Source organism: Streptomyces sp. NPDC025833, assembly GCF_055558055.1.
In genome coordinates this window covers 85065-97236 of the sequence record NZ_JBVHNF010000002.1, presented here as the reverse complement: position 1 = coordinate 97236, position 12172 = coordinate 85065, and the positions used below count along the sequence as shown (strand labels likewise).

General features: G+C 73.6%; 14 protein-coding genes. 6 read left to right on the top strand and 8 right to left on the bottom strand.

Features of this window, described 5'->3' with window-relative positions; genetic code table 11:
- Complete coding sequence (locus tag ACZ4K2_RS03155) at positions 1 to 603, bottom strand: sigma-70 family RNA polymerase sigma factor (RefSeq protein ID WP_467469903.1); 603 nt, start codon at positions 601 to 603, stop codon at positions 1 to 3.
- 655 nt (positions 604 to 1258) lie between these two features.
- Here ACZ4K2_RS03155 and ACZ4K2_RS03150 point away from each other — a divergent pair.
- From ACZ4K2_RS03150 to ACZ4K2_RS03135, 4 genes are all read left to right on the top strand, one after another.
- Entirely contained in the window at positions 1259 to 1801 is a 543-nt protein-coding gene (locus ACZ4K2_RS03150) for a cupredoxin domain-containing protein (protein WP_467469901.1), read from the top strand.
- Complete coding sequence (locus ACZ4K2_RS03145; protein WP_467469899.1) at positions 1798 to 2796, top strand: metallophosphoesterase family protein; 999 nt, start codon at positions 1798 to 1800, stop codon at positions 2794 to 2796. The genes ACZ4K2_RS03150 and ACZ4K2_RS03145 overlap by 4 nt, the downstream gene beginning before the upstream one ends.
- Positions 2793 to 3242 (top strand): hypothetical protein, encoded by a 450-nt coding sequence (locus tag ACZ4K2_RS03140; RefSeq protein WP_467469897.1) that lies wholly within the window; start codon positions 2793 to 2795, stop codon positions 3240 to 3242. The genes ACZ4K2_RS03145 and ACZ4K2_RS03140 overlap by 4 nt, the downstream gene beginning before the upstream one ends.
- Positions 3243 to 3428: 186 nt before the next feature.
- Positions 3429 to 3701: a hypothetical protein gene (locus tag ACZ4K2_RS03135; protein WP_467469896.1), complete on the top strand. Its 273-nt coding sequence runs from the start codon at positions 3429 to 3431 to the stop codon at positions 3699 to 3701.
- Positions 3702 to 3990: 289 nt separating this feature from the next.
- Here the strand turns inward: ACZ4K2_RS03135 and ACZ4K2_RS03130 are convergent, their stop codons facing one another.
- Positions 3991 to 4323: a helix-turn-helix transcriptional regulator gene (locus ACZ4K2_RS03130; protein WP_467469894.1), complete on the bottom strand. Its 333-nt coding sequence runs from the start codon at positions 4321 to 4323 to the stop codon at positions 3991 to 3993.
- 238 nt (positions 4324 to 4561) lie between these two features.
- Here ACZ4K2_RS03130 and ACZ4K2_RS03125 point away from each other — a divergent pair, with 238 nt between their 5' ends.
- On the top strand, positions 4562 to 4837 hold the full coding sequence (locus tag ACZ4K2_RS03125; RefSeq protein WP_467469892.1) for an STAS domain-containing protein: 276 nt from the start codon (positions 4562 to 4564) through the stop codon (positions 4835 to 4837).
- 52 nt (positions 4838 to 4889) lie between these two features.
- On the opposite strand, the gene ACZ4K2_RS03120 is transcribed toward ACZ4K2_RS03125, so the two are convergent.
- The 4 genes from ACZ4K2_RS03120 to ACZ4K2_RS03105 all read right to left on the bottom strand — a co-directional run bounded on the left by ACZ4K2_RS03120 (position 4890) and on the right by ACZ4K2_RS03105 (position 8666).
- Positions 4890 to 5810, bottom strand: a complete 921-nt coding sequence (locus ACZ4K2_RS03120; protein WP_467469890.1) for a TauD/TfdA dioxygenase family protein — start codon at positions 5808 to 5810, stop codon at positions 4890 to 4892.
- Positions 5811 to 5882: 72 nt separating this feature from the next.
- Positions 5883 to 6716, bottom strand: coding sequence for an ABC transporter ATP-binding protein (locus ACZ4K2_RS03115; protein WP_467469888.1), 834 nt, complete (start codon positions 6714 to 6716; stop codon positions 5883 to 5885).
- Positions 6703 to 7749 carry a taurine ABC transporter substrate-binding protein gene (locus tag ACZ4K2_RS03110; protein ID WP_467469886.1) on the bottom strand — a complete coding sequence of 349 codons (1047 nt, stop codon included), beginning with the start codon at positions 7747 to 7749 and terminating at the stop codon, positions 6703 to 6705. The genes ACZ4K2_RS03115 and ACZ4K2_RS03110 overlap by 14 nt, the downstream gene beginning before the upstream one ends.
- Before the next feature lie 47 nt (positions 7750 to 7796).
- Positions 7797 to 8666, bottom strand: coding sequence for an ABC transporter permease (locus tag ACZ4K2_RS03105; RefSeq protein WP_467469884.1), 870 nt, complete (start codon positions 8664 to 8666; stop codon positions 7797 to 7799).
- 447 nt (positions 8667 to 9113) lie between these two features.
- On the opposite strand from ACZ4K2_RS03105, the gene ACZ4K2_RS03100 reads away from it, so the two are divergent.
- A complete protein-coding gene (locus ACZ4K2_RS03100) occupies positions 9114 to 9299 on the top strand; it encodes a hypothetical protein (protein WP_467469882.1) in 186 nt (61 codons plus the stop codon).
- An 84-nt stretch (positions 9300 to 9383) separates the two neighbouring features.
- Here ACZ4K2_RS03100 and ACZ4K2_RS03095 read toward each other — a convergent pair whose 3' ends face one another.
- Together ACZ4K2_RS03095 and ACZ4K2_RS03090 are read right to left on the bottom strand one after the other, a co-directional pair.
- Positions 9384 to 11093: an amidohydrolase gene (locus tag ACZ4K2_RS03095; RefSeq protein WP_467469880.1), complete on the bottom strand. Its 1710-nt coding sequence runs from the start codon at positions 11091 to 11093 to the stop codon at positions 9384 to 9386.
- Between the two features lie 95 nt (positions 11094 to 11188).
- Positions 11189 to 12166, bottom strand: a complete 978-nt coding sequence (locus tag ACZ4K2_RS03090) for an alpha/beta hydrolase (RefSeq protein WP_467469878.1) — start codon at positions 12164 to 12166, stop codon at positions 11189 to 11191.
- Positions 12167 to 12172 lie beyond the last annotated feature (6 nt).

Genomic DNA, 12172 nt, shown 5'->3' with positions numbered 1-12172 from the left:
TCATGGCTCGATCCCGCGTTCCCGCAACGCCAGCCGCAGGGCGTGCAAGGCGTAGTACGTCCGCGACTTCACGGTGCCCACCGGGATGCCGAGCACCCGTGCCGCCTCCACCATGGTGCGGCCCCGGTAGTAGGTCTCCAGGAGGACGGCGCGGTGGTCCGGGGACAGCGACCGGACGGCGTCGGCGACCGCCCAGCTCTGCAGTGCCTGATCGATCTCGTCCTCGCCCGGGTTCTGCTCCGCGGCCCGCTCCAGTGCCTCCCCGCCGACCTCGGGCGGCCTGGCCTGCCGGGCCCGGTGGGCGTCGACGACCAGGTGCCGGGCGACCGTGCACAGCCATGCCCGGGCCGGGCCGCGTGCGGGGTCGAACGCGGCGGGATGCTGCCACGCCCGGAGCAGTGTCTCCTGCACCACGTCCTCCGCCCATTGCCGGTCTCCCGAGGTCAGTCGCAGCACGTAGTGGAACAGGGGTCCCGCGTGCTCCGCGTACAGCGTGCGCAGCAGTTCCTCGTCTGCGGTCGAAAGGGTCCCTTTACCAGAGACACGGTCCGCGGAGCGATCCGGTTGGGTCCGCGGGCCACGTTTTCGGGAACTCCAGGGCATGAGCTGATCATCGCGCACATGTACGGCTTTGTCCTGTAATGCACCGAAGCGTACAGCCGACGACCGGTGAGTGGCGTGCACGAGGGCCCCGGGCGGACCGCGCGGCACCGCCGTGCCCGGCGTGAAGCGTCCCGGAACCCGGGCTGACCTGCCGCGCCACGAATGGTTCCGGAAAAGGTGCGCATCCGCCGAACCGTGTGGCCCCCGCCGTCCGTGGAGCCGGACAAGAGCCGACTCAGGCGCGATACCCCATCGATTCCCCACCGATTCCCCGCGCGGCGAAGGAGGAATCAGAGGTGACCGAGATACGCCACGCGACGAAAGCGCTCCGGGCGCCGTCCGGGCTCGCCCCACCCCCGCAAGGCACGGCCGGCGCCCCGGCACGGCCCCGGCCCGCACCCGGAGCACCCGGCGGCGACGGTCCCGTGCGCACGGCGACCAAGAGCCGCGCGACCACGGGGGCGGGACGCCACCCGGCCCGGCGCGGCACACACCGGAGTGAGCGGGCCGCACGGCGCGGCACCCCCGCCCGCGCGCCGGGCGGCCGGTGAGGGTCACGCGCCCCCGGACCCGACATCCACCACAGGTTCCCGCGGGAGCGCGCGCCGAGCCGGCGCGGTTCCCGTCTCCGCCCGATCAACGAGGAACGGACACCATGTACCTGAACCTTCGCACGCCAGGCCGCCGGTCACGCGCGGCCGGGCTGGCCGCCGCCGTCGTGACCACCGGCGGCGCGCTGGGGCTCCTCAGCGCATGCGGTCAGCCGTCGCACCACTCGGCCACCGCGGCCGGCGCCCTCACACCCGGCCCGGGCCAGCACCGGATGGCGGGCATGCCCGGCGCCACCGGGCCGGCGGGCTCCACTCCCGGCACCTCGCCGATGCCGAGCATGACCATGCCCATGGGCCATGCGGCCAAGGGCGCACCGGCCACCCCGGTCAGCGGCCACGCGGTGGCGATCAGGAACTTCGCGTTCTCCCCGGCCACGCTGAAGGTCAAGGCGGGTACGACGGTGACCTGGACCAACCAGGACACCGACGCCCACACCGTGACCAGCGCCGGATCCGGCGGCCCGCTGCGGTCGGCCGTCCTCGCCACCCACGCCGCGTACACCTACACGTTCACCAAGCCCGGCACCTACGCCTACCTCTGCACCATCCATCCGTTCATGACCGCCACCGTGGAGGTGACCCGATGACCGATCACTGGAACAGCCACGACGGAGCACCGGCCGACGACACCGGCCGGCCCGACACCGAGAACGGCATGACCCGGCGTCAACTCATGTGGCACGCGGCCTGGTTCGGGGGAGCCGTGGTGCTCACCGTGGCCGGCGGGCAGGTGATCAGCCGGGTCGCCGACTCCCGGGACAGCACCGCCCAGGGCTTCGCGGGGGCCGCCGCGGAAAGCGGGGCGCTGCGGTTCGTACAGGTCTCCGACAGCCACATCGGGTTCCAGGGCCCGGCCAACACGGATGTGGCCGGCTCGTTCACCGAGGCGATCCACCAGGTCAACTCGCTCGGTTTCCGGCCGGACTTCGTGATGCACAGCGGCGACCTGACCCACCTGTCCACGGCCGGGCAGTTCGACCAGGTCAAACAGATGATGACCGGCATGCGGACGGACCGCGTCTTCACGGTGCCGGGCGAGCACGACTCCATCGGCGACGCGGGCCGCGCCTACCGGCGGACCTTCGGCGCGGGCACGCTCGGCGACGGCTGGTACAGCTTCGACACCCACGGGGTGCACTTCATCGCCCTGGTCAACACCCTGAGCCTGGAGAAGCTCGGCCACCTCGGCAACGCCCAGATCGACTTCGTCCGCAAGGACCTCGCCGGACTGTCGTCGGACACCCCCGTCGTGGTCTTCAGCCACATCCCGCTGTTCGCCATGTACCCGCGCTGGGGCTGGAGCACGGACGACGCCCTCAAGGTCATCGCCCTCCTGCGCCGCTTCTCCTCCGTCACCTGCCTCAACGGGCACGTCCACCAACTCTTCAGCAAGACGGAGGGCAACATCACCTTCCACTCCGCCACCACCACCGCCTACCCCCTGCCCCACCCCGGCAGCGCGCCCGCCCCGACCCCGCAGGTCGTGCCCGCCCGGCAGCTCAAACAGGCACTCGGCATCCGCACCGTCGACTACCGCCGGGGCGCGCGCGAACTGGCCGTCAAGGACCAGAGGCTGACATGACCACCCGAAGACTTCTCGTCCCGGTGCTGCGGTCGCTGACCGCGGCGAGCCTCGCCGCCGGCGGATACATCCACGCCCGGCTCTACATCGACGCCTACCGCTTCATCCCCGTCATCGGCCCCCTGTTCCTGCTCCAGGCCGGCGTCTCCCTCGCCCTCGCCGTCCTGCTGCTGGTCGGGACGCCACCCCTGCTGCTGAGGATCGCCGCGGCAGCCGTCGCGCTCGGTGCCCTCGGCGGCTTCGCCGCTTCGCGCACCGTCGGAGTGTTCGGCTTCACCGAGCACGGTCTGCAACCCGCACCGCAAGCCGTCCTCAGCCTCCTCGCCGAAACCGGCACGCTGGTGCTCCTCGCCGTCTGGCAGGCGGCCGCGGCCGGACGCCTCCGCCCGGTCCGACCGCCCGTCGGGGCGGCCGACTGGGCCACCACCCGCACACCACCCGGCTGACCCCCCCGCCGCGAAGCCGCCCGGGACGCCCGCGTCCCGGCCCGGGGCCGGAATCCGCCCACCCCGCACCTGACCGGCGACAGCGTTCGGCCCGGCCACCGGCGGCACTCCGCCCCCGCGGATACCGCCGGTCCCACCGGCACCGTCCGCGCCCCACCCCCATTCCCGCAACCGAGGGACATCCCCATGTACCTGGAACCACGCCCGGGAATCGCCTGGCCGAGCCCGCGCCTGCGCGAACTGAACGACGCCGTGCGCGTCCTGCTCGACCTGGACGACGACACCGCCGTCGTCATCCGTCAACTCATCCACCACGGGGCCGGCCACCCGCCGCCGGAGACCGTCGTGGTGGTGCAGCCCATGGACGGCGAGGCGCACCGCTGGGTGCTCCACCGCCCCGCCGAGCAGATCACCGAGCACGAGCTGCGGGCCGCCCTGCTCGGCCACCGGCCAGGCTGACCGGCACCCCGCCGCACCGGAAGCCCCGGGCACCGCGAGGCGCGGGGGCCCGGGGCCACCGCACCGACCGGCCGCGGCCCACCCGTCAGGTCGTACCGCCGGACGGGCCGGACCCGCCGGCGATCCGCGCACCCGCGTCCGACACCATGCAGCACCTCGTCCTCGCCCTGCCCCGGGAGCCCGCGGGGGTGCGGGAGGCGCGGCACGGGGCGCCACCGCACGGGCCCGTTGCCGGGTGTCGGCCGACCGGTGGGGGCGGCCGACGTTCCGGCCGCCGTCGTCGCGCGGGTCAGTGGGAGTCGGCCGGTGTGCCCGTGCGTTCGCTCTCGTCCTGCACGAGCAGGGAGAGCAGGGAGGCTACGGGGAGGCCGGCCTCGGCCGGGTGGCGCAGCACCTTGTCCGGCTCGATGCGGTAGGTGTTCGTGCGTCCGTCGCGGGTGTGGGAGAGGTAACCGTCCTGCTCCAGGTCGGAGATGATCCGCGCGACCGCGCGCTCGGTGAGCCGGCAGTGGGCGGCGATGTCACGGATGCGGATGTTCGGGTTGTCGGCGATGGCCGCCAGCACGCGCGCGTGGCTGGTGATGAACGTCCATCCGGTGTGGGATTCGGGCACTCCTACCATGCACAGCATGTTAGAGGACAAGTGTTGCCGGAACCCAGTTGCATGACATAGTTTTCATGCAATGAACGACGTGCTCCCGCGAGGGAGAAGCGCAGGGAGGAGTGCGAAGGTGCCGTGGGACGAGGCCGTCATGCCGACCCTCTCGCGTGACCCCGGACGGACACCACCGCCGGAACGGGCCACCGGGCGCGACGCGCACGAGGTGGGCGGGAGACAGCACGCAGGGCGTGCAGCCTGTGTGATCACCGCCCGTGGCGCCTACGACGCGGACACCGTCCCGTCGCTGGCGGCCGCGCTGGAGACCGCGGTCGGGGAGCACCCCAAGGTGGTCCTGGACGCCTCCGGCGTCACCTTCGCGGACTCGGCCCTCATGAACCTGCTGCTCCTCACCCACCGGGCGGGCGCCCTGCGCCTCGCCGCGCCGTCCCCGCCGGTGCGGCGGCTCTGCGAGATCACCGGAGCCGACGGCGTCCTGGAGATCCGGGACACGGTCGACGAGGCCGCCGTCTCCTGACGACGGCCTCGTTCCCGACGGCAGCCCCCCCGGCACGCGAGGGGCGCGGGGCTCAGCCGAGGGGAGCCTGGGCCGTGGGGGCCCCCGGCTGCCGGGGCGGGGCGGCCGGGCCCGTCGGGAGGTCGCCGCGCAGGGTGATGCGGTGCATCACGCGGTGCTGGTCGCCGTAGTCCCGGTTGGCGTAGTGGGCCGTGCTGCGGTTGTCCCACAGCGCCACGTCGCCGGGCCGCCACCGGTGCCGTACCACGTGCTCGGGCTTGGTGAGGTGGGCGTAGAGGATGTCGAGGATGCCGCGGCTCTCGTGCTCCGAGACGCCGACGATGTGCGAGGTGAAGCCCGGGTTGACGAACAGGCCCTTGCGGCCGCTCTCGGGATGCACCCGCACCACGGGGTGCTCCACGGGGGTCAGCGCGGTGAACACCTCGCCCTCCCACAGGTTGCCGCGGCCCTCGCGGCGCTGCGCCAGGTAGTAGCCGAACTCGCGGGAGCCGTCGTGGACGGCGGTGAGCGTGTCGACGTAGTCGCGCAGGCCGGGTGAGAGCGAGGCGTAGGCGAGCTGGCTGTCGGCCCAGTTGGTGTCGCCGCCGTTGGGCGGCAGCACGACGGCCCGCAGCACGGAGACGGCGGGTGGCCGCCGTACGAACGTCACGTCCGTGTGCCACACGTCGGCGAACCCGTTGTCCTCGCTGTCCAGCGAGTACACCTCGGGTGCCACGTCACCGGAGTCGTGCACCGGGTGGCCGGTCGTGACCTCGCCCAGCCGCCGGCCGAACTCGATCTGCGCGGCGTCGTCGAGGCCGTGCTGCCCGCGCACGAACAGCACCTTGTGCCGTACGAGTGCCTCCCGGAGCGCGACGACCTGTGCGTCGTCGAGCCGGGCGAGGTCGATGCCGTGGAGCTCCGCGCCGAAGTGCGGGCCGAGTTCGACGATCGGCAGCCGTGCCACCGCGGGCCGGTCGCTGAGGATGCTCATGGGGTGTCCTTTCCTGAAGGGGCTGTCTTGCGGAGCCGTGGAACGTCGGGGATGGGGGAGCGGCGCTGCCGGTCAGGCCGCCGCCGCGGCTTTCACGGCGTGCGCCACCCGGGCGCGCAGCTCGCCGAACTCGCGGGACTCGCGCAGTTCCTCGGCGTCCACGCCGTCGCGCGGCAGCGGGATCGGCAGGTCCAGCGCGACGGTGCCCGGGCTCCCGGTGAGGACCACGATGCGCGAGCCGAGGAAGACCGCCTCGTCCGCCGAGTGGGTCACGAACACGGTGGTCCGGCCGGTCTGCGCGGCGACCTGGCGCACGTCCTCCTGGAGCCGCTCGCGGGTGAGCGCGTCCAGTGCCGCGAACGGTTCGTCGAGCAGCAGGAGCGGGTGCTCGGCGGCGAGTGCCCGCGCGATGGCGACGCGCTGCTGCTGGCCGCCGGAGATCTCCCACGTGCGCCGCTTCCCGGTGCCTTCCAGGCCGACGCGGGCCAGCAGCCGCGAGCGCCGTTCGGCCCGCAGGCCGCGGTCCACGCCCGCGTACCGCAGGGCCAGGTCGATGTTGCCGCCCACCGTCCGCCACGGGAACAGCCGCGGCGTCTGGAACACCACCCCGGCCGTCCGGCCGGGTCGGGGCGCGGTGCCGGACACCTGGACGGAGCCCTCGGTGGGCTGCTCGAAGCCGGCGATCAGCCGGAGCAGGGTGCTCTTGCCGCAGCCCGAGGGGCCCACCAGGACGAGGAACTCCCCGGCGGGCACGGCCAGATCGACGGGGCCCACGGCGGTGACGGCGCCGTACCGGTGCGTGACCTCCCGCAGCCGCACGGCACCGCCCCGCTCGCCGCCGGCCGCCCCCGTGCCGAGGCCGCTCCCGCCGGTCCCGCGGCTCTCGGCGGTCTCACTTGAGGACATCGGGCAGCCCCTTCAGGTAGAAGGCCCGGCGTACGACGTCCTCGGCCGGCGCGGCGTCGATCTGCTTCTGGCCGGCCAGGAACCGGCCCGTGTCGGTGACGTAGGACAGCAGCTTCCCCGGGCTGCCGTCGGTGCCCAGCCAGTCGGCGGACGTGACCTGCTCCGGGGTGAGGAACACACCCTGGTCGAGCTGTGCCCTGGCGTCCGCGGCGCTGATGTTCAGCTCGGCGGCGATCGCCTGGACCGAGCCGTCCGGGTCGGACCTGAGCAGCCGCAGGGCCTGTGCCTGCGCCTTGCGCCAGGCGTCGATCGCCCGCGGGTCGCGGGCGATCAGCTCGTCCGACACGACCGCCAGGTCCAGTGTCGGCTTGCCCGCGGCGCCTATCCGCTTGCTGCTGGTGAGCTGGGTGCCGGTCTTGCGCAGCTCGTCCAGGGTGGGCAGCCACGTGTAGGCGGCGTCGATGTCGCCACGCTGCCACGCGGCGAGGATCGCCTGCGGCTGGAGATCGACGAGCTTGACGTCGGAGGGTTTCAGCCCGGCCGTCTCCAGCGCCGCGAGCAGGCTGTAGTGCGAGGTGGACGCGAACGGCGTGGCGACCGTCCGGCCCCTGAGCCCGGCGACGTCCGCGATGCCGGTGCTCTTGCGCGCCACCAGTGCCTCGTTCTCGCCCGCCACGTCCAGGATCCAGGCGACCTTGTACGGGATCGGCGAGGGGCCGGACACGCCCCGGGCGAAGGGGCTGGACCCGAGAGCGGCGATGTCCAGGGACCCGCCGACGAAGGCCTGGTTGACGCCGGCGCCGGAGTCGAACTTGATCCAGGTGATCGAGTGGTCCGGCAGCGCCTTCTCCAGCAGCTTCCTCTTCTTGACGATGAGGTCGCCGCTGGGGAAGGCGAAGTACCCGATGCGCAGCCGCTTGGCGCCGCCGGACGACGCGTCGTCCGAGGAGCAGCCGGTGAGCGCGGCCGACGCGGCGGCGAGGGCGCCGGCGAGCAGCAGGCGGCGGGAGGGACCTTGTGGGACACGGGACATGGCGGGGCCGTTTCTGTGCAGGGGGACTCTTGCTCGGGATGCGGGTCTCACAGGCGACCGCGCCAGGGCACGGCGGCTCGTTCCAGCCGCAGCAGCAGGCCGTCGATGACCAGCCCCGATATGCCGATGGCGATGATGCCGACGAGGACGACCGGGGTGTTGTTGTAGTTGGCGGCGTCCTTGACCATGCCGCCGATGCCGGGCAGCCCGTTGACCATCTCGGCGGCCACCAGCGAGGAGTAGGCCACGCCCACGGACAGCCGGACGCCGGTGAGGGTCTCCGGCAGGGCGGACGGCACGACGACGTCCTTGACCACGTCCCACCGCGAGGCGCCGAGCGCGCGGGCCGCCTCGACCAGGCTCCTCGGCACGGCGGTCACGGCGGTGGTGGTGGACACCGCCACCGGCGGGAAGGCGGCCACGGCCAGCAGCGTGATCTTCGGTTCCTCGTTGATCCCCAGCCAGATGATGAGCAGGGAGAAGTACGCCAGCGGCGGAAGGGTCCGCAGGAACGTGATCCAGGGTTCGAACAGCGAGCGCAGCGGGCGGACGGTGCCCATGAGCAGTCCGAAGACCACGCCGGCGGCGACGCCGATCCCCGCCCCGGCGGCGATCCGCCTGAGGCTGATGCCCAGGTGCTCCACGAGGTAGGTGCCGTTGTAGCCGCGTACGCCGTCGTGCGTGGTGGACACGTCGACGAACGCGTCCCACACCCTGGCCGGCGGCGGCACGAGTGTCTCGCTCCACGTCCCGCTCGCCGCGAGCAGTTGCCACAGGACGAGGAACAGCACCAGCGAGCCGAGGGGGAGCGCGACATGGCGCACCCGCCCCGGCGGGTACGGGCGGCGGCGCCGAACCGACGCCCCGGCCGGTACGGGGGCGGGATCGGCTGCGGCCGGGCGGGGTGTCGTGGACACGGGCGGTCTCCAAAGGGCGCCCGGGCGTGCCGGGACGGCGTCCACCGGGCGACGGCGGACGGCCCTGCGCCGGGGCTGGGCGGTCAGAGCGTGGGAAACGACCCCATGACGGGACAGGGGACGTGGAGATCACCGGCCGGGAACGTCACCGGCCGGAAGTGCGGCGTCAGGAACGCGCGTTCAAAGACAACACGAGACCGGACGGCGGCACAGGTCGATGACCAGGCGTCGTACCAACGGTTCGTGGATCATGAGGCCCATTTCTACCGCACCCGCCCCGCCGGAGACACCCCTCGTCCACGTTCTGGACCGCCGTGACCACTGGGTGGAACCGCGTCCTCTCGGCAGAAGGCGCAGCTCCGTACAAGCCGGTCGCCGCCGTCCCGCGCACGCGGACGCCGGTGCCCGCATGCGATCAGGGGGATCCACATGGGATCCAGAGGCGCTGTGCCTCGCCCGGGAGCCGCCCGCCGTGCTCGCCTGCTGCGGTGGCCGGCCCCGCCGGTCCTCCCGCTCGTCGTCCTGGCCTCGGTGCTGACGGCTCCCACGGCGACGGCGGCGGACGTCAACGAGTACGGGAAGCTGACCCTCGTGAACTTCCTGCGGACCCAGGGCGCCTGCCCGGCGCGCTGAGCGGCACCGGGACCTCCGTCGCAAGATCCGCGGGGCGGTACGCACCGTGTGCGTACCGCCCCGCGCGTTCCGGCCGGCCTCCGGTCAGTTCGGGCCGCCGTCGCGGGCGTAGACGATGCGTCCGCCGAGGACGGTGAGGTCGATGGGCAGGGCGGGGATGTCGTGCGGGTCGGTGGCGCGCAGGTCGCCGCCGAGGACGCACAGGTCGGCGACCTTGCCCGGCTCGATGGTGCCCTTCCAGGACTCGGCGAAGTCCTGCCGGGCGGGGTTGACCGTGTAGGCGCGCAGCGCCGTCTCCAGCGTGACGCGCTGGTCGGGTCCGCTCACCCGGCCGGTCGCCTTCGACTCGCGCAGCATCATGGCGGCGACGCCCCGGCGCCAGTCGGGCGCGGTGATCGGGGCGTCGGAGCCGACGCAGACGGCGATCCCGGCCTCCACCGCCGAACGCACCGGCCACTGGTAGTCCGACCGTTCGCTGCCGACGATGTCGTCCATCAGGTCCGCGATGGTCCACTTGATGGCCGGGTTCATGTTGATGCCGTACCCGTGCGCGGCCAGCTTCGCCAGGCTCCGCGCGGAGGCGAAGTCCCCGTGGATGACGTAGTGCCGGGCGTCCGGGCGCGGGTGCGCCTCGTCGGCGGCGACGAACGCGTCGACCACGGCGTCGATCGCGCGGTCGCCGGTGACGTGCACGCCCAGTTGGTGCCCGGCCGCGTGGGCGACCCTGATCATCTCGGCCAGCTCGGCCTGCTTCAGGCCGGCGTCGGCGCCGTGCACGCAGAGCGCTCCGTGGCCGCCGCCCGGGTACGCGTCGTGCATCCACGCGGTCTCGTTCGGCGGCACACCGTCGGCGAACACCTTGACGCCGATCACCGCCAGCGTCCTCGGGTCCACGTCGTCCGGAACCGCGAGCCCCGCCAGGCCGGCCGTCACATCGGCCGCCGAGCCGCCCATCGGCGCGGGCAGCAACAACACGCGCACCCGTGACTCCAGTTCACCGGCGCGCGCCAGCTCGGTGTACGCCTGGAGCGTGGCCGTGTCGAGGCCCCCGCCGAGGATCTCGGCACCGCCCGGACCGAGTCCCGGCTCCGTGTAGCTGGTGATGCCCTCGGCGTGCAGCGCCGCCACGGCCGTCCGGATCGCCTCCTTGCGTTCCGGGACGGTCGCGGGCGGCACCAGGCCCTGGACGAGTGCCTGTGCCGTCTCCTTCAGGATGCCGGTGGGCTCCCCGGTGGCGTCGGTCTCGATGACACCGCCCGCCGGGGCCTCGGTGCCGCGGGTGATGCCGGCGAGCTCCAGCGCCCTGGAGTTCGCCCAGACCATGTGGCCGGAGAAGTCGGTCAGGCAGACGGGGTGGGCGGGGGCGGCGTCGTCCAGGTCCCCCCGGTGCGGGCGGCGGGCCGGATCGGCCAGGCACTCCGCCAGGTAGCCGACGTCCCAGCCGAGGCCGGTGATCCACTCGCCGTCGGGCGTGCCGGCGGCGGCCCGCCGTACCGCGTCGGCGATGTCGGATATCGACCGCACGGCCGGGTGGCCGATGTCCAGCGCGAACGGGGGCCGGGTCAGCGCCCAGGCCGCGGCGTGCAGGTGGGAGTCGTTGACACCCGGGAGCAGCGTGCGGCCGGCCAGGTCGATCACCTGCGTCTCCGGCCCGGCCAGCGCGGTGATCTCGGCGTCGCCGCCCACCGCCAGGATCCGGCCGGCGGCGACGGCGACCGCCTGCGCGACGGTGAACCCGTCGTCGATGGTCAGCACGTCGCCGCCGGTCAGGATGAGGTCGGCTGTCTCCGGCATGGGTGGCCTTTCTGGGTGGTGACGGGTGGTGACGGGTGGGGTCCGCGAGGGTGGGGAGCGCAGGGGGCGGGAGCCGGGCCGTGTCGGTGGCCGGGTCAGAGGCCGAGGACGCGGCGCAGCCAGGAGAGGCGCGCGGCCAGCGCCGCCCGTGTCGTCTCGTGGTCCGGGGCGAAGACGTCGAAGCCGTGGAACGCGCCCTGCCAGATGTGCAGTTCGGCCTGTCCGCCGGCCGCCCAGATGCGCGACGCGTAGTCCACGTCCTCGTCGCGGAACAGCTCGGCGCTGCCCGCCTCGATGAACGCGGGCGGCAGGCCCGACAGGTCGCCGGCCCGCGCGGGGGCGGCGTAGACGGAGACGTCGGCGGCCGGATCGCCCGCCGCATCCCCGAGCAGCGCCCGCCACGCGAGGATGTTCACCGCCCGCTGCCAGGTGCCGCTGCCGTCGTACTGGTGGCTGGAGACCGTGGTGTTGCCGTCGTCGAGCATCGGGCACAGCAGCAACTGCCCGGCCAGGTGCGGTCCGCCGCGGTCGCGTGCCATGAGCGCGACCCCGGCCGAGAGGCCGCCTCCGGCGCTGCCGCCCATGACGACGACACGGCGGGGGTCGACGCCGAGCGCGTCGGCGTGGTCCGCCAGCCACCGCAGACCGGCGTAGCAGTCCTCCACCGGCGCCGGGTCGGGGTGCTCGGGGGCGAGGCGGTACTCGACGCCGACGGCGACGACCCCGAGTTCCTCGACGAGGGCGGCGAGACGGGGGATGTCCTGGTGGCGGTGGCCGCTGATCATGCCACCGCCGTGGATGTTGTACAGCCCCGGGACCGGACCCGTCAGGTGTCGCGGACGCAGGACCGTGAGCGCGAGGTCCGGGGCGCCGTCGGGGCCGGGGACCGTGCGCTCCTCGACGTCGATCGCACGGCCCGCGATGACGTCGGCGACCGGCGGCACGGGGATGCCCGCCGCCGAGTCGCGTACCGCCGCGACGGTGTCGAGCGGGGGTTCGGGTCCCTCGGCGCGCGGCATCGCGTCGAGCACGGCGCCGAGCGCCGGATCGAAGGGAACGGGTGTGACGCGCATGGCTCT